A 25,759-nucleotide genomic window follows, 5' to 3' on the forward strand; every position below is an offset into this window, starting at 1 on the left:
TAATAAACAGGGGTGGGCATAATGATTATGCCCGCTCCTTGTGTTTAGGCTAGGTGTATTTTGGGTACCCTTGGTCTGCCAAGGCGAGGTTGGGACGATGGTGTCTCCATGCGTCCGAAGGTCCGGCGTCTGGCTGGCAATATCGCCAATATTTGCGTATCCAGCTTGGTCAGATAACTCAGCGCATTAATCAGGTTTATGCGCTTGGTTGTATCGCTGTAGTGAACCATCCCAATCCCATCAGTGCCCCATCCCCGATATTCCTCCCGCCTGACTTGGCAGTTGTAATAGACCCCGCTATTGTCGGTTATATCCTCCCACCGCTCCCCCAGCGCTCTACTCAGCGAGATATCTCGTTGGTGAATAGCCCCATTAAAAATGAACGTAATATGGGTGTGAAAACGTCTATCAACACCGTACTCCAGTTTCCAGATATAGCCTACCAATGCAGGATAATTGTTCTGTACTCGACGAAGGTAACCATTCCGGTCATTCGTCACGAGGTCTAACGTGAGCTGGTCGTAGTAGTCTTCGTGATAGCCGATATCCAATCGGATGACTAATAGTTTGGCATGCTGGTCGAATAGGCTATTAACATACGTCGCTATACTGAGCTGATTGCGGCTTTCAACGCGTTTAAGGTTCTTGAGGCACTTACGGTGCGCCTTACTCTTGAATTCTCTTAGAAACGCATACAGAACGTTATTGATATCCCTGGCTAATTCGTCACCGACATCACTATCGAGAGATCTCTCATGGATGAGGTGCAATCCATAAACCTCTCGCATATGCGTTAGGAATAGCGCTACCGTTGGATGCGCTGAAGATACCTCCTCATGACAATAAAAATAATCACACACGGTATCCAACGCATTAAACAGTTGGGTTGATAGCCTACGGTCAATGCAAGTGATGCGTGACTTACCAGGGGCTGAATCAACAGCCCTGACAATAGGGAACGTTGTATTTTGGAGCAGGTCTGTTATGGATAGGATATCTAATAGCCTGACTGAATTAAACATGATGGCCTCGCTTAGGCAGGAGTAACCCTACGCTGTGTGATAGACACACGCGCATATAGGGGCGATTAGTGGAGTGGTATTGGCTAACTATGCTGGTGGTAGCATGACCACCACATGGGAGTGGTGTAATGGTACGCGATAGTGGTAATGGTTATTGGTTGTATATGGGGTGGCTGTACATAGCGTAGGAATAGTATTGAATAGAAGTGATATTAAATAATAAATATACCTAAACGTGATACGCCTGCCTCACCTACGAAAATACCAAAAAACATATATAAGAAAGAATGGTTATTTCCCTAATCCATTATCCTATCAAGGCATGACTTATAACACTGGAAGTTATGGAGCTCACTAGGGATGGAAAAGTACATTCAAGACTGGCTTCTACCAATAAGCCAGCTGTCAACATCGTGCTCAAACCAGCCAATAGAGGACTGACCTATCTTGAAGGGTTTGGGGAATGTCTCGTCATAACGAGGAGACTTGGGGTTAAGCCAGTCATAGATAGTAGACCTAGCCATGCCAATCTTGTTGGTGAGGTCCTTAATGCGCAGGACTTTGATAGTGTTGTTCATGGTGTGTACTCCTGATGATGTAGTGGGTTGTTTCATCAGAAGAGCGGGCCAGTGAAAAAAAAGATGGTAGTTCAGCGAGCTGAGTGGTCATGATGCCAAATACAAGTATGTGCCTTCATATTGGTAACTTTCTATGGTTTGGAATGGTCACACCTCTCGGTGCACATAGGTAGCGATAGCCGGAGTAGTAGCCATAGGTAGGAGCATGCACATAGCCCATGGAGAATGAGTGAAAATTCAGATGAGCTTCGCTTTGCCATGCAAAGTCACTTACCATGTTAAGTGTGATCATGGTTATGTATCATGATTTGTAGCTAAGTGTGCAAGACGGACATCTGGAAGTCCGACATTTACTTCTTTGCATTTTTATCGTGATATTCAGCAGGAGTTATGGTTATTTGATAGACAAGTAATTCATCATCACAGCTAGAGGCGTAAAAGGAGAATACTCATGACTGACGAAATTGATGTGATAGCAAAAGAAGAAAGGAGGAAGGTAGATAAGGGAGAAACAGAAGAGATACTTAAAAAGTTTTCAATTTATGAATATAGTGACTCCCTACTGAAAGCAGCCAAAAGAAATAGGACATATGCCCATATTGCAGCTACGATCAGTAGAGGTTTTATGCTCAAAACATCTGAAATTGATGACTATAGACTTCGTTTTATAAAATCTCTTGGGGTGAATAGACGCCATTACCTGAAAAAAAGTCGGATTGTTTCGGGTGACGCTGATTTCTTTGAACAAATTTTTATGTTGCTTAGATATATTGGGACTATTCGAGAATACAGTTATTACCACTTGCCTATGATTGGTCGGCGGATTTTTGAAATAAGTAATTTGGAAGATGAGCAGAGTGTTAATAAAGCATTCGAACTAATAAAGGATAGAATGGCAAGTCAAAAAGATTTATTGCCTGTGTATAGTGCGGTACAGAAGAAAGAGATTAGAAAAATACTTAGAAGGTTAATTTCATCAAATATTAATGCATTTATTTCAGATGAAGATTTTGAGAGGCGTTTCAATGTGCACCCTGCAGTGCCATATTTTATTAAAGCTATAAAGTTTCATAGGCTGTCAATTGGTTGCGATACTGATTTCAATGAATATTACTCAGATGATGTTATTGGTGGGGTGGTAAGCTTTCTTAACGTTGTCTTTGACTCGAATAGCTATAAAGAAAGTGTAAGGGTGAGAGTGTTTAATGTTGAGCAAAATATTAAATCCATATTTGGCTACGTAAAAGAAAAAGAAGAAGGGAAAGCTCGTTATGTGGTCAGGTTTAGCTTGGGTTTCAAACAAAAAATAGAGAATATGTATGCTAAAGATGATGACATCCATATTGAGTCAAGCAATGTAGCTACACAGCCTGAAACAAAAGGCTTGGATAAGGAACCATTGAAAATTGCTTCCCAAACCGAAGGTTTCAAAGATAAGCTAGAAGAGTTAGTAGAAGGACGGCGCAAGCTTTTCATAAACTGCTCGAGAAATCCATTGTTTAGGCATGTAGATGGATATATTTGGAAGTTGGACTATTGCTCTGTCAGAGGATACTACATGCATGTTTTTTTGTTTTTAGGTCGAGGGTGGGAGCATAAACTTGACATAAGAGAGACGATCGGGCAGCTCTGGAAAAGTACTATCATAAAAGACGGCGAAGGGGATGTTTTTGCTTATCCTGGAGATCGGTATGAGTTTAATTTGATGGATGGTGGTAATAGTAGTCATGCTTTATATGAAGAGTTAGAATCTCTATTTAGGCAGGATATTTTAGCCCATGTGGACACAATCCTTCCAAATGGTAAAAAAGCACGTTCTTTTGGTAAGGGAGCGCAACGCAAGCCAGTAAGGAATAGATCTAAATATAAATTTTAGCAACAGCCTAAGGATGAAAGTAAATCCACAAAATTTAGCAATGGATTACTCAAGCACGCTAAAAAACTAAATTCGCAGCTTTTGGCGTTATACTTTCATGGCTCGAGCGAAGTATTGCTCATATCTGTGCTTTCTGGCTGGCCAGAGGCGATAAGGCTGAGCATTCCAAGTGGCAGAAGGTCTATCAGGAGCACCTGCAACAGACCACCTGACAGGCAGGGCTAATGGCCAGGGCAGGCGCCGCATCAGCTATGTGCCCATCAGGTGGCTGCGTAGCATATCAGGCTAAACAGGCTCATAGAAGGAAGCGGCCATCGGCCGCTTCCTTCTTAGGTCTGATTGAGCTGAAAACTCAGCGTTTACCGAATGTCCCTTGGATTACGTTCCCCATAACATCAGGTGATTTTTCTACTTCATGTTGGGCTATTTGATGTTTCACAATATCCCCCCACCGAAGAAATAAACTCCTCAGTTTTTCAGGGTTACGTAAAGCACCCGCCTGATAAGTTCGCAGGAGTTTGTCACTGATCTGGTGGTTCAGCATATGCTCTATCTCTAGAGGTCCTGCACCAAGTTCAATTCCACAGCAGTTTGCAACACTGCGCCGCAGGTCGTGTACGCTAAAAGGCTCAAGTTCAGCCAGCTTACGCTTCTGTAGCCGGTCAAGGGCACGCATAAGTGCGTCACCAGTGATGGCATGACCCAGCTTCGTCGTGGATTCGAACACATATGGACTGGTAGAGGAGGTTATAATTCGCTGCTCTGAAATGATTTCCTGAGCCAAAGGCGACAAGGTCACCACATGCGGGCGCCCATTCTTGGTTTCCGGGATCGTCCAGCGATCACCATCCAAGTGTGCCCATTGCATCGATATCACTTCACCTCGACGAACCGCGCTCAATATGACGATTTTAATTGCATTGGCGACACTTCCAGAAAGAACAGAAGTCGTAGCAATGCCACGGCCACCAGCTGTTAACGCTCCGCCACCTTCAACGCCCTCTTCTAATGCATGCCACAAGGCTCGTAATTCAGAGATTGGTAGCCAGCGATCTCGAGGTGGATTGGGGGTCGCATTGTACACTTTGGGTTTGAGTGCCAACGTGGGGCTCATCTCGATAAGCTGTCGTCGCATAGCCTCCTCCATCACCTGGTTCATTATCCCCATTGCTTTGCGAAGCCCTTCCAGAGAGACCTTCTGTAGCTTCTGATAGTGTTGGTGGAGGACGGCCATGGTGATATCGCAAACTCGATATTTACCAAGGACCTTTTGCAAGTGTGTTTGGTAGATTCGACGATAATCAGTGACGGTTCGAAGGCTAATCTCTGATCGAACGCCATCACGGCGTTTTACGCTGGCCTTGTGGCTAAGCCATTGCTCAAACAGTTCATCAAGCACGAGCATCTGTTCGTTCTTTTGTTTAGCTTCTGCAACAACCTGACGGGGATCGATGCCCTGTTTGACTTGCCCCACCGCAACACAATGTCGCTCACGAGCTTGAGCAAGTCCCATCGCAGGGTATAGTCCAAGTACCATGGTTTGTTGCTTGCCAAGTAGCCTAAATCTATACACGAAGCGTTTTTGCTTACCGGCCCGAACCTCGAGTGATAACCCGTTACCATGTTTAGAGCTGATAGCAAATCGGGTTGCGGTTGCACCTTCTTTAAGCTCTGCTGCCGCGACTTGTCGATCTTGAGAAATCATCCTAAAACCTCGTATTGGGGTACCACATGGGGTACCACATTTGGCATCGTATAGGGTTGTATGTCGTTGGACAAGAGTGAATTTGATGTGTATTTAAATCATTGAATTTAATGTGAATTAATTTGTTTGTTGGATTTATCAAGACAGGATTAAACGTCAGTTTATTGACTTCGTAATGCGAAGGTCAGGAGTTCGATTCCCCTTATCGGCACCAGATCGTGAGGGCATGTTTCATTTGTGAAACCTGCCCTTTTTACATGGCTTTTGCCAAGGCTCGCTCCACATAGAGGTAGCCAATCCCCATCACCTGCTGGGCGCGGCTGAGCTGGCCGAAACGGATATGGGTGGCGTTGACCGCATCGCTGCAGTCGAACGGGTTGGCGCCGGTCTGACTGACGATGGTTTGCAGCCAGGTTTCACCAAAGTGGCAGCTGCGGCCATAGAGCCAGATGCGGTTGATGTTGAGGATATTGAGGAAGTTGTAGAGGCTCAGGCCAATGGCGCGGGCCCCTTCGTCCACCAGGGCGCGGATCATTGCATCCCCCTGATGGTAGAGCGCAAGCAGTTGGGCGGTCTCCAGCTCTACACCAGTCTGCGCCGGGTTGTCGGCACTGGCTTGTTGTTTGAGAAAGACCCGGGCCCGTTTCTTGATGGCAAACAACGAGGCGACTGTCTCCAGGCAGCCATAGCGGCCGCATGCACAGGCGCTGCCGTCCGGATTGATGATGGTGTGCCCTATCTGGCCGCTGCCAAACAGGGATCCTCGGTAGATCTGGTCGTTGATGATAAAGGCCGAGCCGATACCGTAATCGACGTTGATGACGCAAAAATCCCCGTTCCCTTCCCGGTCCTGCCACTTCTGGGCCAGCGCCAGCATGATGCAGTCGTTATCCACCATCACCTCGCAACCTAGCCGCTCCTCCAGCAGGTACTTGAGCTCGACCGGCGCGTGCCAAGGGGCTTGCGGCATGGTTTGCGATACCCCGGTCGCCGGGTTGACCTGACCGTGTACCGCCAAGGCCAGCCGGATCGCCAGTCCCTTGTGGCGGCGCTTGTGCTGGTAGTAGTGCGCTTCAATCAGGTGCAGCAGCTCATCGGGGGTTTGTGGGGCAATCTTCTGGTCGCTGAACTCACCCAGCGGGGTGATCAGGTTATCCACCAGGATGCTCTCCAGATGGGTGGGGCTGATATTGAGGCAAAGAATGGCCCCTTGGCCGCTGGCAATGCGGTAGCTGCCGCCATTGATGCCGCGCTGGGAGAGGTTCTGATCGCTGTGGCTGATGGCGCCATCGGCCACCAACTCGTCAAGGATCTTGCTGACCGCCGGAATGGAGAGCTCGCAGTGGCGCGCCAGGGTGGACTTGCTCGCCTCTTTTAACTGATAGAGCAGGGCAAGCAGCACCTGCTTGTTGTGGTGGCGGACCTTCTGGTTGTTCAACCCTATGCTCATCGCTTCACTAAACTCCGCTTACTGTATTGCGTGATCTTTCAGCAATTAATGCAGGTTTAACCATTCTAATCTGGTCTCACTGAAAACTTTACTAACAAATGTTGAGTGAGGCGAGATTAATGAGAGCTGATGTCAAGGTCTGGGTAGAGACCATCTCACTGCCGACCTACGAGGTAGGCGCCGAAGATCCCAACCCCATGTTTCTCGAGAAGCGGGTCTATCAGGGCTCCTCGGGGGCTGTCTATCCCTATGGGGTGATCGACACCCTCACCGGCCAGAAGCAGATGAAGTCCTATCAGGCGGTCTGGCTGGAGAACGACTTTATCAAGGTGATGCTGCTGCCGGAGTTGGGTGGCCGTATCCACCGTGCCTACGACAAGGTGATGAATCGCGACTTCGTCTATTACAACGAGGTGATCAAACCGGCGCTGGTGGGGCTGGTGGGGCCCTGGATCTCCGGCGGCATCGAGTTCAACTGGCCCCAGCACCACAGGCCCACCACCTTTATGCCGGTGGATTTCACCATTACGGAGCGGGAGGGGGGCGCCAAGACCGTCTGGCTCGGCGAGGTGGAGCCGATGCGTGGTCTGCAGGTGATGGCGGGCTTTACCCTCTATCCCGACAAGGCGCTCATCGAAATCACTGGCAAGGTGTTCAACGGGAACGACACGCCGCGCCACTTCCTCTGGTGGTCCAACCCGGCGGTGAAAGGGGGCGATGCCCACCAGAGCGTCTTCCCGCCCGATGTGACCGCCGTCTATGACCACGGCAAGCGCGACGTCAGTGCCTTCCCCATCGCCCGCGGCACCTACTACAAGGTGGACTACTCCGCCGGGGTCGATATCTCCCGTTACCGCAATATTCCGGTACCCACTTCCTATATGGCGGACAAGTCTGACTACGACTTTGTCGGTGCCTACTGCCATGACGAGCAGGGCGGCCTGTTGCACGTGGCGGATCACCACGTTTCGCCGGGCAAGAAGCAGTGGAGCTGGGGCAACTGTGACTTCGGTCTGGCCTGGGATCGCAACCTGACCGATGACAACGGCCCCTACATCGAGCTGATGACCGGGGTCTATACCGACAACCAGCCTGACTTTACCTGGCTGGATGCGGGGGAGGAGAAGGTGTTTGTGCAGAACTTCCTGCCCTACAACACCCTCGGCACCCTGCAAAATGCCAACACCCGCGCCGCCATCAAGCTGGAGCGCAGCGATGACGGCCTCGTCTGCGGGGTCTATGCGGTAGCGCCACTTCGCGGGGCCCGGTTCGAGGTAAGCGACGAGGGGGGCGTGCGGTTTACGCAACCTCTGGATTTGCAGCCGGGTCAGGCCTGGCTTGAGTCGCAGGCCATCACCAGCGAGGGACGCTTGCAGGTACGCCTGCTGGATGAGCAGGGCCAGCCGATCCTGAGCTATCTCGAGCATCAGCCCGCAGGCGAAGCCCTGCCTGATCCTGCCACCGCGCCGGAGCCCGCCGTCAATCTCGACTCGGTCGACGAGCTCTACTTCATCGGCCAGCATCTTGAGCAGTATCTGCACGCCAGCCGTTCGCCCTTTGATTACTACCTGCGGGCACTGGAGCTGGATGGCGGCGACTATCGCTGCAACCTGGCGCTGGCAACGCTGGAGTACAACCGTGCCAACTATGAGCAGGCGCTGACCTACGTCAATCAGGCGCTGGTCCGTGCCCATCGCCTCAACAAGAACCCCCAGTGTGGCAAGGCGAGCTTGCTGCGCGGCCACATCGAGGAGCGTCTGGGGCAGTTCGATGCCGCTTTCGATGACTTCTACAAGGCGACCTGGAGCGGTAACTGCCGCGACAGCGGCTTCCTCGGGCTGGCCCGTATCGCCATGGTGCGCCGCGATGCCTTGCAAGCGCTGCAATTTGTCGAGCGCAGCCTCGCCGTCAACGGTACCCACTACGGCGCTATCGCCCTCAAGGGGTTGGCGCTGCTGGAATCTGGTGAGCAGGAGGCGGCCATCGCCTATATCGACGAGCAGCGCGTTCGTTATCCACTTCACTATCAGCTGGCCTTCTTGCGCTGGCTGGCAAGCGAGCAGCCGACCGATCTCGAGGCGCTGCGCACCCTGTGCAACGGGCGCGGGGTGAATCTCTGCTTCCTTGCAAACGATCTGCTGGCGCTGGGACGCCCCGAGCTGGCGCAGCAACTGCTCTCAACACTGCCGGTGGAGGAGACCCTGCCGCTGCTGTTCCAGGCTGCATTGTTGCCGGAAGGTGAGGCGCAGGATGCCCTGCTGCAACGGGCCGAGCAGGCCTTTGGCCGCAAGGTGCGCTTCCCCAATACCCTTGGCGAGGTGGCCATGCTGGCGCAACTGCCACACAGCTGGTTTGCCAGCTACCTGCTGGGCTGCTTCCACTACAGCAAGCGCAGCTACCCGCAAGCTATCGCACTATGGCAGCAGGTGTGCGAGCAGGCGCCCGGGTTTGCCCCGGCATGGCGCAACCTTGGCATCTATCACTTCAACAAGAGCGGCGATCCGGTGGCGGCCGAGCAGTGCCTGAGCCGGTCCTTTGCCCTCAAGCCGGATGATGCCCGCTTGTTGTTTGAACTGGATCAGCTGCACAAGCGCTGCGCCATGGCGCCAAGCGAGCGGTTGGTGCTGCTGGAGGCGCATCGTGAGGTGGTCCTCAAGCGCGACGATCTGACCGCTGAACTGCTCAGCCTCTATCACATCACCGGCCAGCTGGAGGCGGCGGCAGAGATCTTGCGGCTGCGCGAATTCCACCCCTGGGAGGGGGGCGAGGGTAAGGTGACCGGTCAGTACCTCATCAATCAGCAACGCCGGGCGTTGGCGTTGATGATTCAGGGGCGCCACGAGCAGGCTATTCCGTTGCTGCAACAGGCGTTGCACTACCCCCTCAATCTGGGGGAGGGACGTCTGGTTGGACAGACCGACAACGATATCCATTACCTGTTGGCGCTCTGCCATCTGGCCTGTGACAACCAGAGTCTGGCGGCCCAGTGCCTGCAACTGGCCTGTCTGGGTCAGGGTTCGCTGGGGGCCAGCCGCTACTACAACGATCAGCCGGTGGATTATCTCTTCTATCAGGGTATGGCGCTGGCACGTCTTGGTCGGGTTGCGGAGGCGCAGCGTCTCTTTGAAGGAATGGTCGGCTGGGCCGAGCAGGCGATGGGCGAGTCGATCGAGGCGGACTTCTTCGCCGTCTCACTGCCGGATCTCATCGTGCTGGATGACGACCCGCAGCACAAACATCGCCAGCACTGTCTGCTGGTCAGAGCACTCGGTCTGTTAGGGCTGGGTCAGCTGGATGGTTGTGAACAGACCTTGCGAGAGCTGCTCACCCTTAACCCGGCTCACGACAAGGGACACCTCTTTGCCCTGATCTGCCGCGAGCTGTCACTCCACTCATAACTCTCATAACAAAAACCGGCGCCCCGCCACGGTGAGGGGCGCCACTGCACCCTACAATCGACAAGATAGAAAGGATGAGTCATGGAACGCACGAAAAATCAATTGGATACGAATGGGCTCAATATGAGCTACATCTGGATGATCTGTTTGGTGGCCGCCTGCGGTGGCCTGCTGTTTGGTTATGACTGGGTCGTGATTGGCGGGGCCAAGCCCTTCTATGAGGCCTATTTCGCCATCACGGATCCGGCCCAGTCCGGCTGGGCCATGAGCTCGGCGCTGGTGGGCTGTGTGCTGGGGGCCGCCATCTCCGGCTGGTCAGCCGATCGCTTCGGTCGCAAGAAGCCGCTGATCCTGGCCGCCATCCTCTTCACCATCTCGGCGTGGGGCACGGCTGCGGCCAGCAACTTCGATCTGTTTGTGGTTTATCGCATCATCGGCGGGATCGGCATCGGCCTGGCCTCTGCGCTCTCGCCCATGTACATCGCCGAGATCAGCCCGGCCAACAAGCGCGGCAAGTTCGTGGCCATCAACCAGCTCACCATCGTCATCGGTGTGCTGGCGGCTCAGCTGGTGAATCTGATGATCGCCGATCCGGTGGCAAGCAATGCGACGCAGGCCGATATTCTGGCGACCTGGAATGGACAGTCCGGCTGGCGCTGGATGTTCGGTGCCGAACTGGTACCTGCGTTGGCGTTTCTGGTGTTGATGTTCTTCGTGCCGGAGTCGCCGCGCTGGTTGGCCAAAGATGGTCAGTATGAGAAAGCCTCCCGCATGCTCGGCAAGATTGGCGGGGATGCCTATGCCAAGCAGACCCTGGCCGATATCCGCCAGACTCTGGTGGGCGAGACCCATAAGGTCTCGCTGGCGGAGCTGGGCAAACCCTCGGTGCGGCCGATCCTCATCATCGGGATTGTGCTGGCGGTGTTCCAGCAGTGGTGCGGCATCAACGTCATCTTCAACTATGCGCAGGAGATCTTTGCCTCCGCAGGGTTTGACATCAACAGCACCCTCAAATCCATCGTCGCCACCGGTCTTATCAACTTGCTGTTTACCCTGATCGCGCTGCCCATGGTGGACAAGATTGGCCGCCGCAAGCTGATGCTGATTGGCTCGGCGGGCCTGACCATTATCTACGGCATGATGGCGGCGGCCTACGCCACAGGCGTACTGGGGCTGCCAGTGTTGCTGCTGGTATTGGCGGCCATCGCCATCTATGCCTTGACCCTGGCGCCGGTCACCTGGGTGCTGCTCTCGGAGATCTTCCCGAATCGGGTGCGTGGGCTGGCGATGTCGGCCGGTACGCTGGCGCTCTGGATCGCCTGCTTCGTGCTGACCTACACCTTCCCGCTGCTCAATGCCGGGTTGGGGGCTGCGGGCAGCTTCCTGCTCTATGGCCTTATCTGTTTTGCCGGTCTCATCTTTATCTATCGCAAGGTGCCCGAGACCAAAGGGGTGACGCTGGAGGCACTGGAAGCCCAACTGGCCCAGGGCAAGGTCGAACTGACGCCGACCAAGGCGAGCGCCTCGGCATGACGGTTTACACATTGGGCAACCCGCATCTTCGGATGCGGGTCTCTGCACAAGGGGCCTGTCTGCTGGGGCTGGAGGATGAGCAGGGGCGCCCGCTGTTGCGCGACACTGACCCGGCGCAGCCCTGGCATCCCGGCCAGAGCGCGCTGTTTCCCATGTTGCCGCTGGCCAACCGGGTCGCAGGCAACCGTTTTGAGTTGTGGGGAGAGGCGTGTGCATTGCCCGCGAGTGAGCTCGATCCCGATTTCTTTTTGCATGGGGATGGCTGGCTACAGCGATGGCAACCGGTGGCGTTGACCGACAGCTCGGTGACTTTGCAGCTCAACAGCCAGAATGGTCCCTTTCACTATCTGGCGGAGATAGACTATCGGTTGCAGGGGGCGAGCCTGGTGGCGCGGATCAGCCTGACCCATCTCGGGGAGAGCCCCTGTCTCTACGGCGCGGGTTTTCACCCCTTCTTCTGGCGCGACGAGCATACCCGCATCTGTTTTCTGGCGAGCGGCGTCTGGCAAGAGGGAGCAGATCATCTGCCGATCGACTGGTCGAGCAAGCTGGCGCCCCACCACGACTTTCGTCAGTGGGCTCGCCCGCAAGGGTGGCTCAACCACTGTTACGGTGGCTGGCGCGGTCAGGCCGAGCTTGACCATCCTGCCCGCCAGCAGCGGCTGCTGGTTTCAAGCGAGTGTGCCTTCCTGATGCTCTATCAGCCCGATGAGGGGAGTGGCTTCGTCTGTCTGGAGCCCCAGAGTCATGCCGCCAATGCCCACCACCTGGCCGGTCACCCCGGTTTGCGGCTACTCGCCAGAGGTGACCGCATGAGTATCGGTATGACCCTGACAGTGGCATCCGGGGGCTGATAATGATCTGGCTTGTGATATTGGTGAACGCAAAGAGCCACCCGTCGGGTGGCTCTTTTTATTGCGGATTATCCTGCGTGTTACCTGATCTCCGGTCAGGCTATCTCCATCTCTGGTTGTTGTGTCGAGGTGTGTTGGCTGGTCAGCTTGTCGATGCGCACCGCAGCTACCTTGAACTCGGGGATCTTGGCGTGGGGGTCGGTGGCATTGATGGTGAGCCGGTTGGCCGGGGCTTCGGCGAAGTGGAACGGGATAAAGACTACACCCGGTTGCATCCGTTTGGTCACGAAGGCGGGCAGTTCGATATGGCCGCGGCGACTGGTGACTTTCACCCGCTCGCTGTTGCTGATCCCCAACCGCTGCGCATCCGCCACGCTCATCATCACCCGCGGGCCGGCCAGCTTGTCGAGCCCCTTGGTCTTGCGGGTCATGGTGCCGGTGTGAAACTGCTCCAGCAGGCGGCCGGTGGTGAGCACGATGGGATAGGTCTCGTCGGGCAGTTCGGCGGCATAGCGGAACGGGGTCGCGACCATCTCCCCCTTGCCGCGGGTGAACTGCTTGCCGTGGAGCAGGCGAGTGCCTTCGGGCGCCGCATCGTTGCAGGGCCACTGTAGCCCTTGCGCTCCCACCTTGTCCCACTGGATGCCAGCGTATTGCGGGGTGACTTGGCAGATCTCGGCGGTGATCTCCTTCGGGTGTTGATAGCGCCAGTCGCCACCCATGGCGTTGGCGATCTGCTGGATGATCCACCAATCCTCCCGCGCCTCACCCGGTGCCTTGAGGGCGGGGGAGATGCGCTGTACCCGCCGCTCGGTATTGGTGAAGTGGCCGCTCTTTTCGGCAAAGGAGCAGGAGGGGAGCACCACATCGGCCAGCTGGGCAGTTTCCGAGAGGAAGATATCCTGCACCACCAGAAACTCCAGCTGCTTGAGCCCCTCGATGACGTGGTGCTGATCCGGATCGCTCAGCACCGGGTTTTCCCCCATCACATAGAGCCCCTTGATGCTGCCCGCGCAGGCGGCATCGATGGTCTCGGTAAGGGTGAGGCCGGGCGTGCGCGGCAAGTCTGGCTGCTGCCAGGCTGCTGCGAAGCGGGCATGTACCTCGGGGTTGGCCACCTTCTGATAGCCGGGCAGGCAGTTGGGCAGCGCCCCCATGTCACAGGCACCCTGCACGTTGGATTGGCCCCGCAGCGGGTTGATGCCGCCCCCTTCGATGCCGATGTTGCCGCACAGCAGTTGCAGGTTGGCAATGGCTCGCACATTGTCGTGGCCGGTGGTGTGCTGGGTGATCCCCATGGAGTAGTAGACGGCGGTGCGTTCGGCGGTGCCGATAAGGCGCGCGAGCTCGATCACCTGCTCGGCCGGTACGCCGGTGACGAGGGCCACCTTGTCCGGTGCATAGGCGGGGGAGAGCACCTCCGCTTGCAGCGCCTCGACCCCTTCCACCCGCTCGGCGATATAGGCCTTGTCGTGCCAGTCGTGCTGGATGATCTGCTGCATCAGGCCGTTGAGCAGCATCACGTCGGTGCCGGGGCGGTGGGCCAGATAGAGGCTGGCATGGTCCGCCATCTCGATCCGTTTCGGATCGGCCACTACCAGCCGCGCCTTGCCCATGGTGACGGCCCGCTTGATATGGGAGCCGATGATGGGGTGGGCCGCAGAGGTGTCGGAGCCGATGATGAAGATGAGATCCGAGTGATCAATGCTCGGGATGTCGTTGGTCATGGCGCCGCTGCCGAGTGACGCCTCCAGCCCGGTGACGGTGGAGGCGTGGCAGAGCCGCGCGCAGTGATCCACGTTGTTGGTGCCAAGCTCCCGGCGCATGAACTTCTGAAACAGGTAGTTTTCTTCGTTGGTGGTTTTGGCCGACGAAAAACCCGCCAGCGCATCGCTGCCATAGTGCTGGCGCAGGGCGGTGAAACGCTCGGCCACCAGGGCGATGGCCTCCTGCCAGCTGGCGGGCACCAGCTCGCCATTTTTACGGACAAGCGGGGTAGTGAGGCGCTCCTCGCTCTGAATAAAGTCAAAGCCGAAGCGTCCCTTGACGCAGAGCAGCCCCTGATTGACCGGTGAGTTGCGATTCCCCTCCACATAGCGGATGCGGTTGTTCGCCTCATCGACGTAGAGGGTGACGCCGCAGCCGACCCCGCAGTAGGTGCAAATAGTATTGACCGGCGTGAGCAGCTCGGTGCGTCCCTGCGACTTGTCGCGGGCATCCACCAGAGCGCCGGTGGGGCAGACTTGTACACAGGCGCCGCACTGCACGCAGTGGGAGTCGCCCATCGAGAGCCCCGTGTCGAACTGCGGCCGGTTCGAGAGGGTGCCATCGTTGTTTTTGGCAAAGCGCAGCACCCCTTGTACCGCCTGTTCGCCACAGGTCTGCACGCACTGGCCGCAGCCGATGCAGCGGTTGGCATCAAAGACGATAAATTCGCTGCTGTTATCCACTGCAAACTTCTGGCACTGGCTGGTGTCGAGAGCGCTCTGCTCGACCTTGTATTCGGTGGCGTAGTCGCGCAGTGCACAATCGGTGTTGGCCTGACAGCCGCACTCGAGGCAGCGGCTGGCTTCGCTGCGGGCATCGGCATCACTCAAACCACGCTCCACCTCGGCAAAGCTGCCCTCGCGATCCTGCTCTGCCAGATGGGGCATGATGCTGCGGGCGACTTTTTTCAGGTGAGCAAACTGGGCGGGATCGACCTGCTTGAGTGTGGGTGCCTTGCAGGCGTTGAAGGGGCGAACCGGATCGATCATGTCACCGTGAAGGAACTGGTCGATGGCCAGCGCGGCCTTGCGACCATCGGCGACCGCTTCGATGGCGGTGGCAGGCCCGCGGCGCAGATCGCCGATGGCGAACAGGTTGCCGTGGCCGCTGTGCATGGTCTCGGGGTGGGACTCTAAAGTCTGCCAGCGGGTGAAGGGGAGGGTGAGGGATTCCCCTTCCATGAAGCTCAGATCCGGCTGCTGTGACACCGCCGCAATCACGGTATCAAACTCTTCAATGAGGAACTCGCCAGTGGGCTCCGGGCGGCGGCGGCCGGAGGCGTCCGGCTCGCCGAGGGCCATCTTCTCGAGGCGCACCTGACAGACGCGACCACGACTGTCCGGCAGATTCTCTACCGGATTGGTCAGCATCATGAAGCGCACCCCTTCGTGCTCCGCCTCGTCGATTTCGTAGGCTTCGGCAGGCATCTCGGCACGGGTGCGGCGATAGATAAGGGTGGTTTCTGCTCCCAGCCTGACAGCCGTACGGGCGCAGTCGATGGCCGTGTTGCCGCCGCCGATCACCGCCACCTTCTTGCCGGTGGTGAGCCGCTTGGCCAGCATCCGATCCTTGAGGTAATCGACCCCGAGATAACAACCGGCCAGGGTGCTGCCCGGGTAATCCATCGGCACCGCCTTGGAAGCGCCAACCGCCAGACAGACCGCATCATAGTCGCGGCACAGCGCCGAGAGGGTGATCTGGTGGCCCAGTCGCTGCTGGGTGTGGATCCGCATGCCACTCTGGCACATCAGGTCGATCTCCTGATCGAGGATCGCCTTGGGCAGCCGGTACTCGGGGATGCCGTAGCGCAGCCAGCCACCCGCTTTGGGCATCGCCTCGAACAGATCGACCTCGAACCCTTCGTAACCCAGATAATAACCGCAGGTGAGGCCGCCCGGGCCGCTGCCGATAATTGCCACCCGCTTGCCCTTGGCGGGCTTCTTTGCCGGTTGATAGGGGGCAATCTCTGCCAGCTCGAGATCGGCGGCATGGCGCTTGAGGTGGCGAATGGCGAGCGGCTCATCTACCAAGGCGCGGCGGCACTCCGCCTCACAGAAAGCGGGGCAGACCCGGCCAATGGAGAGGGGCATCGGCAGGGTCTGTTTTATAACGGCCATCGCCGCTTCGTGCTCCCCCATGGCGATGTGGTGCAGATAGGATTGAATGTCCACCCCGGCCGGACAGGCACGCTGGCAGGGGGCTTCGCAATCGGCGTAGTGATCTGCGAGGATGCGACCGAGCGCCTGCTGGCGGTGCGCACGCAGGGCATCGCTTTGGGTCGTGATCGTCATTCCTGCCTCGGGGTGCGTCTCGCAGGCGCGGCGGATGCCGAGACCGGCAATCTCGACCACGCAGAGATCGCACGGCGTCTTGGGGCCGCTGGTGTTGTCACCGCACAGGGAGGGGATATCAGTCTGGTGCTGTTTGGCTATCTGGAGCAGGGTTCTGGTCGGGTCAACCGTCAACTGAGCCCCATCGAGGGTGATGGTGATCATGGCGTCATAAACTCGCTTTCAAGGCGCAGAAAATGCTGCATCTGGCGGAGCCAGCAGGGGAAGCGACAGGGAGGCCGCTTGCTATACGCTCACCATAACAAAGATTATTTACAACTTTATTTGATTTTAGACAGCTTATTGTTCAAAAGGGAAAACGATTTCAGGTTGTCTTGTCTACCTCATCGGCACGGCGCATCGTTGAGAACCATTCCTGTTACAGCAGGTGATTCATTGTCTTATTGTCAGTTTATGCGTCTGGTAGAAGAGAGGCTGCTCTCGCTCGCGATAGGTGTTATCCGTCAGTAGCACCATTTGTGATGCAACTTATTTTGCATAAATGGTGGCTCTGATAAAGGCATGCGGCGCATGCAGAGCAAAGGGGGGCACTCGGTTGGATAAAAGGTTGGTGGATCGGGGGCGGGCATGCGTGAGTGGCGAGCCCGACACAAAGAAAATGGCCACCTTTTCCAAGGCGGCCATTCACGTTGTCGATCGGCGCGCTGTTGGCCCAAAGGGGTGGTCGCGGGAGATCAGCCGGATATCAGGGTCGGCAGTCGGGCTTGCCAGATCTGATGCCAGTGCTGCAGTTCGCTGCGCGGCATCGGGCGGGCGGTAAAAAAGCCCTGACAGATATCGCACCCCAGCTTGGCCAGCAGTTGCCAGGTCTGCACATCTTCCACCCCTTCGGCGACTGATTTCAGCCCCAGCTTGCGGGCTAGCTCGATGCTCGATTCGATGATGGCCAGACGGGAGGGGTCGGCATAGCAGCGATCGACAAAAGATCGATCAAGTTTGAGCTCGGTAAACGGCAGCAGCGCCAGCTGCTGCATCGAGGAGTAGCCGGTACCGAAGTCATCGATGGAGAGGCCAAAGCCGTGCATCCGTAGCCGGGTCAGCACCTCCAGTGCCTTGCCGATATCCTCGACAAACGAGCTTTCGGTCACCTCCAGGGTGATCAGCTCGGGATTGACGCCCCAGCGCTGGCACTGGTTGATCAGGAAGTGGCAGAGATCTCCCTCAATCAGCGAGGTGGTTGAGAGATTCATAGACAGATTGAGGGAGAGACCGGTCTGTCCCCACAGATGGCAATCCTGCAGCGACTTGTTGATGATGACATCGGTCAGCTGATCGATAAGGCCGTTGTTTTCCGCCAGCGGGATAAACATGCCGGGGGAGATCAGCCCGTATTCCGGATGCTGCCAGCGGGCCAGCGCCTCCATCCCCACCCACTGGCCGGACGCAAAGCCGACCTTGGGTTGATACCAGGGCAGCAACTGGTCGTTGTCGAGGGCGCGTTTGAGCTCGTCCACCGAGAAGGTGAGACCATCCTCTTTGCCGGACGGGGCCGACTTGGGTGCCCAGGAGTCGATCAACTGGCGCAGCCGCTGCGGGCTGGAGGGTTTCTCGATGCGACCCAGCACATGGAGACCATAGGCCGCGCTCATGCGCAGCACGGCCTCCACCACGTCATCTTCCAGCGCGCTGGAGAGGATGATGCCGCCCCGAAAGCCACCCAGCGAGAGGCGGCGCAGCAGCGCCATGCCATCCATGCCGGGCATCCGCAGATCGCAGAACAGGATGTCGACAGTGTGGCTCTGGCACAGCGCCAGGGCTTCGATGCCGTCTGCGGCCTCCAGCAGTTGTTGATAACCGAGCGCCCGGATCTGGTGCATCAGGGTCTTGCGTTGAAACCCGTGATCCTCGACCACCATGATGACCAACTCGTCTGCCGTTCTACTCATCGAGCCACAATCCCATTTCACGTTCAATATTGTTCATCTGTTCTTCCACTCTCTGTGTCAGCAGCGCGAGCTCGCTCAACTGTTTGAGGCGGGCCGCCGATTCCAGTTGCGCCGCCTGCTCGGCCAAGGAGAGCTCCCCGACCATTCTGGCTGCCCCTTTGATGCGGTGGGCGATCTCCACCAGCTCCTGGCTATCATCGGAGGAGAGCGCGTTCATCATAGCGTGGCAATCTTTCCGGTTGGAGGCCAGATACTCCCTTGCCATGCTTTTGGCAATCCCTTCATCGCCAAACAGATCTTGCCAGCGACCGATCATGTCGAGATTGATGGCCTGTCGTGCGGGCACTCTCTCTGTGATCGTAGTCGCGGGCAACCACCGCAGCAGCATCTGGCGCAGTGACTCCAGCGAATAGGGTTTGCACAGCATGTCGTTCATGCCGGCTGCCGTCATATTGGCTGCCGCTTCCTCCGAGGTATCGGCAGTGACGCCGATGATGGGGGCTTGCTCCCCTTGTTCCCGCAGGTGGCGGGTCAGGGTGTAGCCATCCATGTGCGGCATGTGGCAGTCGGTGATCAGCAGGGCGAAATTCCGGGTTTGCCAGGCGCGCAACGCCTTCTCGCCATCTTCCACTACCTCGCACTCCACTCCCAGAATCGCCAGCTGACGGGTCAGCAGGGCGCGATTGACCAGATGGTCATCGGCGACCAGCACCCGCCCGCCCAGTTTTTCGATGCTGGCGGCATGGGGGGTCACGGCTCGCCCGGTGATCAGTTCGCGGCAGCTTTCGAGCAACAGATCGGGATAGAGGGGGGATTGGCCGAGGCGCCACCAGTTCTCCGAGCCCATGCGCCCCCGCAACGCTTCGCGGGGGGAGAGGATGACCCCCTTGAGAGTGCCGGACTGTAGCAAGGTGTGCCAATTGCTCCCTAGTCGGGACTCTAGTGAGGCCTCCTCGGCCAGCAGCAGTCCGTCGAGATCGGCGGTGAGCTGGTGGATATCGAGGGGGCTCAACCGGGCGCCGAGCCGTGCCATGGTGGCCTGCAAGACGGCATCGCTACCCAGCCACCACCATTCGCTGCCCGCAAGTGCGGGTGGTTCCCACAGGACATTGAACAGCGGGATGCTGAAGCGGAAACAGGCTCCTTCACCGAGCTGGCTCTTGACCGTCAGGGTGCCGCCCATCTTCTTCACCAGCTGATCACAGATGGCCAGGCCCAGACCGGTGCCACCAAAGCGGCGATTGATATCGGATTCCACCTGCTCGAACGGGGTAAAGAGCTGCGCTTGCTTCTCTTCGGCGATGCCGATGCCGGTATCTGTCACCGCGATAACCAGCTGCTGGTCGTGATAGCTGGCCTGGATCGAAATGGCGCCCTGCTCGGTGAACTTCACCGCGTTGTTGAGCAGATTGGAAATCACTTGGCCCACTCTTACCGGATCGATATCGGCCAGGTCGGGGAGTTGATCCTCCCACTGGAGCGTGACCTTCAGCCCCTTGCTGTAGGCCAGTGCGGCATGGCCGCGGATCACATCGCACACCACAGGTTGCAGACGGCAGGATTGGCGATTGAGGTGCAGCTGACCCGCCTCGATTTTGGAAAAGTCGAGGATATCGTTGACCAGATAGAGCAGGTGGTTGGCCGAGCTCTCCACATTGCGCAGCAGATAGCGCTGGTCATCATTGAGCTCGCTCATGCGCAGCAGCTCCAGCATGCCGTGCATGCCCGAGATGGGGGTTCTCAGCTCATGGCTCATGGTGGCCAGAAAAAGGCTGCGAGCCTGCATCGCCTGCTCGGCCGCGGCGCGCGCCTCACGCAGCTCATGCTCCTGTTGCTTGATGGCGGTGATGTCCTGCACCACGCCGTTGAGCAGGCGATCATGGCCCTGTTGCGCCACAAAGTTGCCGCGGATCTGGATATAGCGCTCCCCCTGAACAGAGGGCACCAGCACCTCCATATCGAGCGGCTCAAGGGTTTGCGCATGTTTGGCCACCTTATCGATAAAGGTTGCCAACGCCTCGTCGTTCAAGCCGAGGATCACGCCGCCAGACTCGGCTGCCATCAACTCTTGGTGGGTCATCCCGAGAATGTCGCTGGCGCCTTGGGACAGATAGAGGAATTTCCCCTTGCCGGCCCCTTGCCAGAGATATTGATAGACCAGACCCGGCATGCTGTCGGTGATGTCCCGCAGCCTGCCCTCCACTTCCCGCACCTTGTTTTCGGCGGCCTTGAGGGCACTGACATCGGTCAATACCGTCAGCACCCCCTGAATCGCGCCGTCTGCTGCGCGATAGGGCAACTTGACGTAGACCACGTGAAGGGGAACATCCCCATCGCGCTGGGTATAACCCGATCCTTGGAAGATCTCGCCGGTTTCCCAGACCGCACGCTCCTCGCGCAGCATCTGTTGCCGCTCGTCCTCGGTCATATAGCCCCAGCGATCACCTTCTTCCCCATCACCGACAAACAGCTCGCGGTATGCCCGGTTGCTGAGGGTCAGGCGATGATCGCGATCCCGCAGCGCCACCATATTGGGTAGGGAGTCGAGCAGGGTCTGGATGAAAACCAACTGTTCATTGAGCGTCTTCTCGGCCCGTTGTCGCTGCACGATCTCCCGTTTCAGGGTACGGTTCCAGGCCCAGAACAGGGTAAACAGCAGGGTGGCAGCTGCGCCGCTCATTACGAACCAGAACAGCACTGTTTCGTTATTGATGCCGGTCTGCACGCTCATGGAGAGCCAGCGTCTCTCCACTTTATTGAGCTCCTCCGGCGGTATCGAATAGAGCACCTTGGTGAGGATCCGCTGCAGCATGGGATCTTTGCGCGTGGCCATGGCGATCGGCAGGCGCAAGTCTTTGCCGGCATAGACCACCTGATAGCGTTCGCTCACCCGCTTGTTGATGGATGGCAGGGTGACCATCACGTAGTCGGCATCGCCCGTGTCCAGCAGTTCCAGCAAGCGGTTGTCATTGTTGACCTCTACCGGATGGGCGCCGATGTGGGTCAGTAGATCTTTATCCAGCGAGCCATGCACCATGCCGACCCGTTTCCCTCGCAGCAGTGAGAGATCGGTGATATCGGCACTGCGTTTGGGGGCAATGACTACCCGATCGACAAACAGATAGCCGGGGGTGAACAGCGCAAACTGGCCGCGATCGTGGTTGGGGGAGATGGCCGGAATAAAGTCGATCTGCCGCAGCTTCAGCATATTCTGGGTTTCCCCCCAGCTATTGGTGCGAACCAGAGAGAACTTCAGCCCGGAGACTTGCTGCATCAGCGCCATCAGGTCTGCCACATAACCGACCAGCCTGCCCCGGTAATTGAATTCGCTCATGGAGGTCCAGTCCGGAGAGACGCCGTAAGTCAGCTCAGGATGCTGGTTGAGCCACTCCTGCTCCTCAGGGGTAAACTGCACAGACTTCACCGCTCCTGAGTCCGCATGTTGGCTAGTCGTGGTGGCGGCCAGCATATGACGACGATCTTCAACCGGTATCTCGTTGAATGCCTTGCTCACCAGGCTGACCAGTGCCGGGTCGCTCTTGTGCATATTGATGGAGAGAGACGTGCCGCTTACCCATTCCGGAGTGGCAATGGTGAAGCCAGCCTTGGGGTGCTGATCTTTTACCATCACCAGTGACGGCATGTCGGCAAGATAGGCGTCAGCCATGCGCTTTTTGAGCATAAAGGCTGCTTCGCTGCGACTCTCGGCCTCGGTCACACGGAGAAATCCCAATTTTTTCAATTCACTGCAAGCATTGACTCCCGTGACACAGACCCAGTGCAAACCATGGGCATCCTGTCGTGACAACTTCGTTTTGCCATTGTTGAGCAGCACGCCGCGCGGCATGGAGAGCAAAAACGGGAGGGAGACAATATTGGATCGCCATTGTTCGCTTGGCTGGTCGTTCACCAGTATGTCGATTGCGCCGTGGCCAAGCCCGGTTAGCGCATCCACGTAGGAGGGGTAAACCTTGTAGCGCAGGGTCAACCCGAGCGTTCTGGCAATCTGCTGCGCAATGTCGGGGACTGGGCCGGTAAAGCGTTGATCTGCATCTTTATAGCTGTATGGAGGATCACCCATCATCGGCATGCCGATGACCAACTCCTGGTGTGATGACAGCCAGGCGCGTTCAGACAGATCAAACTCGTCTTCATTCAGACTGGTAATGGCGTGCGCCGCCACGCCCCAGAGCAGTAGCAGGAGAAACAGGAATAGACGATCACATTGGCGGAGCATCAGAAGGAATCCAACAGAATTGGGCGCATATTGTAAGTGCATTAAAATGCAGCGGCCAACATCAATTTACTCAATATTGGGTCATGACATGCCACTGTGCGGCTGTGAGTCCGGCTAGTACCGGGATGGCAACCTGATGATAAAGCCTGCGCGGTGATGCGCCTGATTTTTTGCCAAAGGTTAGTTCAAGGGGGATTTTGGAAAAAATCCAACCAGTTTGATATCGGTAAACAACATGGACATGGACAAATAAAAAGGGCCACCTCTTGCGAGGTGGCCCTTTCCAAACGTTTGGGCTGGGGGAGGTTGAACTGGATGGTTAATTTACTGATTTAAAATAAAAATCGCCAATTCAGAAAATTTTAATATGCCTAACCGTATGCCTAACATCAGAACTTCTGCAGTAACATAGTGTTATCGGGGTTGGCATGGCCATATGTGGTTAATTGGCAGTGGAGGAAATGTTAACTCTCACCTTCCTCATAAAGGTAACTGACTCTTGCGAAAGTTGGCGCTCTCTGTTGTATCAGTTCCTCGTTTGGAAAAAAATTCCCCGTCCAAAATTTACCTGTCCAGCGAGCTTTGAATAGACTGTTCAACCTTCGGTGGCTTTTACCTCGCCACCGGCAGGTCCTCCCAGCGGGTGGTGTAACAGGGGCTCAAGTGTTCTTGTCGCATCATCCACTCGGCTGACCCCGTGCCTTGACTGGCAAAGCCTACGCGCCCCAATCCCTTGGCTTTGATCTGGTCCATCACGGCCATCAGCGCATCTGATTGAGCGGAGGACGGGGCAAACAGGTCAGCCTGTTGCTGCCCCTTGGGGGTGAACTCACTCAGCATGACGCCCCCCTTCTGATAGCGGTAACCGTCGCGCCAAATCTGCGGTAGCAGCACGTTCACTTGCTGCAGCAGCAACCGAGTATCATCGCTAGGGCAGACCAGCCGGACGCCAGCCTGCTCACTGTAGTAAGGGGCTCGTTCGTCAAAGGGGCTGGTCCGCACGAACAGGTGTACCCGTTGGCAACACATTCCCTCGGCTCGCAGCTTCTCGGCTGCGCGAGCCATAAAGCCTGACAACGCTTGGGCCATTTCCCCACGGTCTGTCACGCGCTCCCCAAAGGAACGGCTCGAGAGGATCTGCTGCTTCGCCGCCGGTTCAACGGTCAGCTCCGCGCAAGGCAGTCCACGCAGCTCCTGTACGATACGCTCGACCACCACGCCGTATTGGGTGCGTAACCCTTTGGCATCGCTAGCCACCAGGTCAGCCACGGTGTTGATGCCTTGTGCCACCAACTTGGCTCCCAAACGCCGTCCTATGCCCCACACCTCGTCCACCGGGGTGATAGCCATCAGCCGGGCACGGCGCAGCTCGTCACGCAAGTCCACGACGCCGCCCGTGGCAGGCCACTTCTTGGCTGCATAGTTGGCCAGCTTGGCGAGGGTCTTGGTGGGGCCAATCCCGACCCCTACCGTTAGGCCGGTCCACTGCCACACTCGCTGCCGGATCTGTTGCCCATAGGCTGTCAGGTCCCCGGCAAACGACTCCGACAGTGACAGGAATGCTTCATCAATGGAGTAGACCTCCAGCTCGGGGGCCATGGTCTCCAACGTGCTCATCACCCGGCCAGACATATCCCCATAGAGCGCGTAGTTGGAGCTGAACGCCACACCGCCATGCGTCTCGAACTGCTCGCGGATCTTGAAGTAGGGCCCGGCCATCTTGATGCCCATCGCCTTGGCCTCGGGGCTGCGTGACACCACGCATCCATCGTTGTTGGAAAGCACCACGATCGGGCGGCCACGTAGCTCAGGGCGAAACAGCCGCTCACAGCTGGCGTAGAAGTTGTTTACATCAACGAGCGCTATGGCCATCACGCTGCCTCAGATTGCCGATCACATGGGTGACCACTCCGAACAGCTCCAGGGAGAGGCTCATACAAGGGTCGATAGGCGCGAACGCCGGATTGGCTGGCAACAGCCGCAACCTCGGCTTGAGCTGCAGGGTCTTTACCGTGAAGCCGCCATCGAGTAGTGCAATCACCGCATCACCATGGCGCGGGGTGAGGCTCTTATCGACCACCAGCAAGTCACCGGGAAAGATGCCGACCCCGGTCATGCTCTCCCCCTCGGCACGCAGATAGAAGGTTGCTGCAGGGTGCGCCACGCAGTGGGTGTTGAGGTCCAACTTCCCTTCCAGATAGTCGCTGGCTGGGCTGGGAAATCCGCAAGAGGCGCGGTGCAAGAACAGCTGGATGGTCACCTCGGCGGGTGATGGGTCTGGGGTTAACAACTTCATGGTAACAATGCCTGTATTTATATACAGGTATTATAGCGCACCACCTTTGAACCAGCGCAAGTCCCGCATGCCAATGATGGCGTACCATGGCGCTAATAGATAACAAAGAGGTCAGTATGAGTCACAATCTGTGTCTCAGCCTTGAATCCAGCTGGGTGGTTATGTGGATCCCCAGTCAGTTGGAGAGCCGGGGCGATTCATAAAGACACGCTATCTCAAGGTTTCTGATGAGACAGACCAAGTTGAAATCGCTAGAATATGCCAATTTATTTGTGTCATTAAGCAGAGAGCGATGCTCGGGCAACCAATCCATGTAACAAGCGTATCTTCGGCATACGAGCTGCAAGCGGAAGCCAACAAGGCCCTGTTGAGAATGAGTGTCCAATCTAGCGCCTTGGTGCTAGTCATCAACTCACCTACACAAATCATCAGGTCTGCTCGTGAAACAGAAGGGCTGACATATCTTGAGCTTTCAGAACAGTTATGTGAGCGGCTGTTACCGCTATCATGCAATGACCGGTCTCGCCATGTTTCAGACATCATTGCTCAAATGCTGAATGGCATAGCGTCTGATGTTGTATGGCTAGACAGGATCCAAGTTTTGTTTGAGCCAACGTTGGAACTAGACCCACTGCGTCAGCTCCAGGATTTAGCTCGCCTCAAACCTATCGTGGCCATCTGGCCTGGTCAGATTACAGAACGATTTCTAACCTTTTCCGTCCCCGGACGGGACGACTATCAATCTTACTCTGCGAATGATTTGGCCAACGTGCCCATCATTCACGTTACCGAGCAAAGGGGATAAA

General features: G+C 56.6%; 14 protein-coding genes. 5 read left to right on the forward strand and 9 right to left on the reverse strand.

Going from position 1 to position 25,759, the window contains the following annotated elements; genetic code table 11:
• Nucleotides 1-44 precede the first annotated feature (44 nt).
• Together ACTG2U_RS19805 and ACTG2U_RS19810 are read right to left on the reverse strand one after the other, a co-directional pair.
• A complete protein-coding gene (locus tag ACTG2U_RS19805; RefSeq protein WP_439975005.1) occupies nt 45-1,022 on the reverse strand; it encodes a YagK/YfjJ domain-containing protein in 978 nt (325 codons plus the stop codon).
• Between the two features lie 374 nt (nt 1,023-1,396).
• Entirely contained in the window at nt 1,397-1,600 is a 204-nt protein-coding gene (locus tag ACTG2U_RS19810; protein WP_024945106.1) for a helix-turn-helix transcriptional regulator, read from the reverse strand.
• Between the two features lie 451 nt (nt 1,601-2,051).
• On the opposite strand from ACTG2U_RS19810, the gene ACTG2U_RS19815 reads away from it, so the two are divergent.
• On the forward strand, nt 2,052-3,476 hold the full coding sequence (locus tag ACTG2U_RS19815) for a hypothetical protein (protein ID WP_439975006.1): 1,425 nt from the start codon (nt 2,052-2,054) through the stop codon (nt 3,474-3,476).
• 352 nt (nt 3,477-3,828) lie between these two features.
• Here the strand turns inward: ACTG2U_RS19815 and ACTG2U_RS19820 are convergent, their stop codons facing one another.
• Nucleotides 3,829-5,181, reverse strand: a complete 1,353-nt coding sequence (locus tag ACTG2U_RS19820; RefSeq protein WP_042054129.1) for a tyrosine-type recombinase/integrase — start codon at nt 5,179-5,181, stop codon at nt 3,829-3,831.
• A gap of 253 nt (nt 5,182-5,434) precedes the next feature.
• A complete protein-coding gene (locus ACTG2U_RS19825) occupies nt 5,435-6,631 on the reverse strand; it encodes an ROK family protein (protein ID WP_439975007.1) in 1,197 nt (398 codons plus the stop codon).
• Nucleotides 6,632-6,750: 119 nt separating this feature from the next.
• Between ACTG2U_RS19825 and ACTG2U_RS19830 the strand changes: the two genes are divergently transcribed.
• From ACTG2U_RS19830 to ACTG2U_RS19840, 3 genes are all read left to right on the forward strand, one after another.
• Nucleotides 6,751-10,029, forward strand: coding sequence for a DUF5107 domain-containing protein (locus tag ACTG2U_RS19830; protein ID WP_439975008.1), 3,279 nt, complete (start codon nt 6,751-6,753; stop codon nt 10,027-10,029).
• A gap of 81 nt (nt 10,030-10,110) precedes the next feature.
• Nucleotides 10,111-11,562, forward strand: coding sequence for a sugar porter family MFS transporter (locus ACTG2U_RS19835; RefSeq protein WP_033136275.1), 1,452 nt, complete (start codon nt 10,111-10,113; stop codon nt 11,560-11,562).
• Nucleotides 11,559-12,416, forward strand: a complete 858-nt coding sequence (locus ACTG2U_RS19840; protein WP_439975009.1) for an aldose 1-epimerase — start codon at nt 11,559-11,561, stop codon at nt 12,414-12,416. Before ACTG2U_RS19835 ends, ACTG2U_RS19840 begins: the two co-directional genes overlap by 4 nt.
• A 95-nt stretch (nt 12,417-12,511) precedes the next feature.
• On the opposite strand, the gene fdhF is transcribed toward ACTG2U_RS19840, so the two are convergent.
• The 5 genes from fdhF to umuD all read right to left on the reverse strand — a co-directional run bounded on the left by fdhF (nt 12,512) and on the right by umuD (nt 24,953).
• Complete coding sequence (gene fdhF, locus ACTG2U_RS19845) at nt 12,512-16,678, reverse strand: formate dehydrogenase subunit alpha (protein ID WP_439975010.1); 4,167 nt, start codon at nt 16,676-16,678, stop codon at nt 12,512-12,514.
• 530 nt (nt 16,679-17,208) lie between these two features.
• On the reverse strand, nt 17,209-18,420 hold the full coding sequence (locus ACTG2U_RS19850) for an EAL domain-containing response regulator (RefSeq protein WP_439975011.1): 1,212 nt from the start codon (nt 18,418-18,420) through the stop codon (nt 17,209-17,211).
• Nucleotides 18,413-22,657 carry an ATP-binding protein gene (locus ACTG2U_RS19855; protein WP_439975012.1) on the reverse strand — a complete coding sequence of 1,415 codons (4,245 nt, stop codon included), beginning with the start codon at nt 22,655-22,657 and terminating at the stop codon, nt 18,413-18,415. The genes ACTG2U_RS19850 and ACTG2U_RS19855 overlap by 8 nt, the downstream gene beginning before the upstream one ends.
• A 612-nt stretch (nt 22,658-23,269) precedes the next feature.
• Nucleotides 23,270-24,529, reverse strand: a complete 1,260-nt coding sequence (gene umuC, locus ACTG2U_RS19860; RefSeq protein ID WP_439975013.1) for a translesion error-prone DNA polymerase V subunit UmuC — start codon at nt 24,527-24,529, stop codon at nt 23,270-23,272.
• Nucleotides 24,510-24,953, reverse strand: a complete 444-nt coding sequence (gene umuD, locus ACTG2U_RS19865; RefSeq protein ID WP_439975014.1) for a translesion error-prone DNA polymerase V autoproteolytic subunit — start codon at nt 24,951-24,953, stop codon at nt 24,510-24,512. Before umuD ends, umuC begins: the two co-directional genes overlap by 20 nt.
• Before the next feature lie 163 nt (nt 24,954-25,116).
• Between umuD and brxF the strand changes: the two genes are divergently transcribed.
• The gene (gene brxF, locus ACTG2U_RS19870) at nt 25,117-25,758 is read left to right on the forward strand and encodes a BREX-3 system P-loop-containing protein BrxF (protein WP_156852402.1); all 642 of its coding nucleotides are present in this window, start codon (nt 25,117-25,119) and stop codon (nt 25,756-25,758) included.
• The last annotated feature ends 1 nt before the right edge of the window (nt 25,759 follow it).

The organism is Aeromonas sp. 95A (assembly GCF_051919235.1).
GTDB classification, from domain to species: Bacteria; Pseudomonadota; Gammaproteobacteria; order Enterobacterales; family Aeromonadaceae; genus Aeromonas; species Aeromonas veronii.

Coding starts and splice junctions, on each gene's coding strand:
- ACTG2U_RS19805 (WP_439975005.1), bottom strand. CDS start 1,022: ATGTTTAATTCAGTCAGGCTATTAGATATCCTATCCATAACAGACCTG.
- ACTG2U_RS19810 (WP_024945106.1), bottom strand. CDS start 1,600: ATGAACAACACTATCAAAGTCCTGCGCATTAAGGACCTCACCAACAAG.
- ACTG2U_RS19815 (WP_439975006.1), top strand. CDS start 2,052: ATGACTGACGAAATTGATGTGATAGCAAAAGAAGAAAGGAGGAAGGTA.
- ACTG2U_RS19820 (WP_042054129.1), bottom strand. CDS start 5,181: ATGATTTCTCAAGATCGACAAGTCGCGGCAGCAGAGCTTAAAGAAGGT.
- ACTG2U_RS19825 (WP_439975007.1), bottom strand. CDS start 6,631: ATGAGCATAGGGTTGAACAACCAGAAGGTCCGCCACCACAACAAGCAG.
- ACTG2U_RS19830 (WP_439975008.1), top strand. CDS start 6,751: ATGAGAGCTGATGTCAAGGTCTGGGTAGAGACCATCTCACTGCCGACC.
- ACTG2U_RS19835 (WP_033136275.1), top strand. CDS start 10,111: ATGGAACGCACGAAAAATCAATTGGATACGAATGGGCTCAATATGAGC.
- ACTG2U_RS19840 (WP_439975009.1), top strand. CDS start 11,559: ATGACGGTTTACACATTGGGCAACCCGCATCTTCGGATGCGGGTCTCT.
- fdhF (WP_439975010.1), bottom strand. CDS start 16,678: ATGATCACCATCACCCTCGATGGGGCTCAGTTGACGGTTGACCCGACC.
- ACTG2U_RS19850 (WP_439975011.1), bottom strand. CDS start 18,420: ATGAGTAGAACGGCAGACGAGTTGGTCATCATGGTGGTCGAGGATCAC.
- ACTG2U_RS19855 (WP_439975012.1), bottom strand. CDS start 22,657: ATGCTCCGCCAATGTGATCGTCTATTCCTGTTTCTCCTGCTACTGCTC.
- umuC (WP_439975013.1), bottom strand. CDS start 24,529: ATGGCCATAGCGCTCGTTGATGTAAACAACTTCTACGCCAGCTGTGAG.
- umuD (WP_439975014.1), bottom strand. CDS start 24,953: ATGAAGTTGTTAACCCCAGACCCATCACCCGCCGAGGTGACCATCCAG.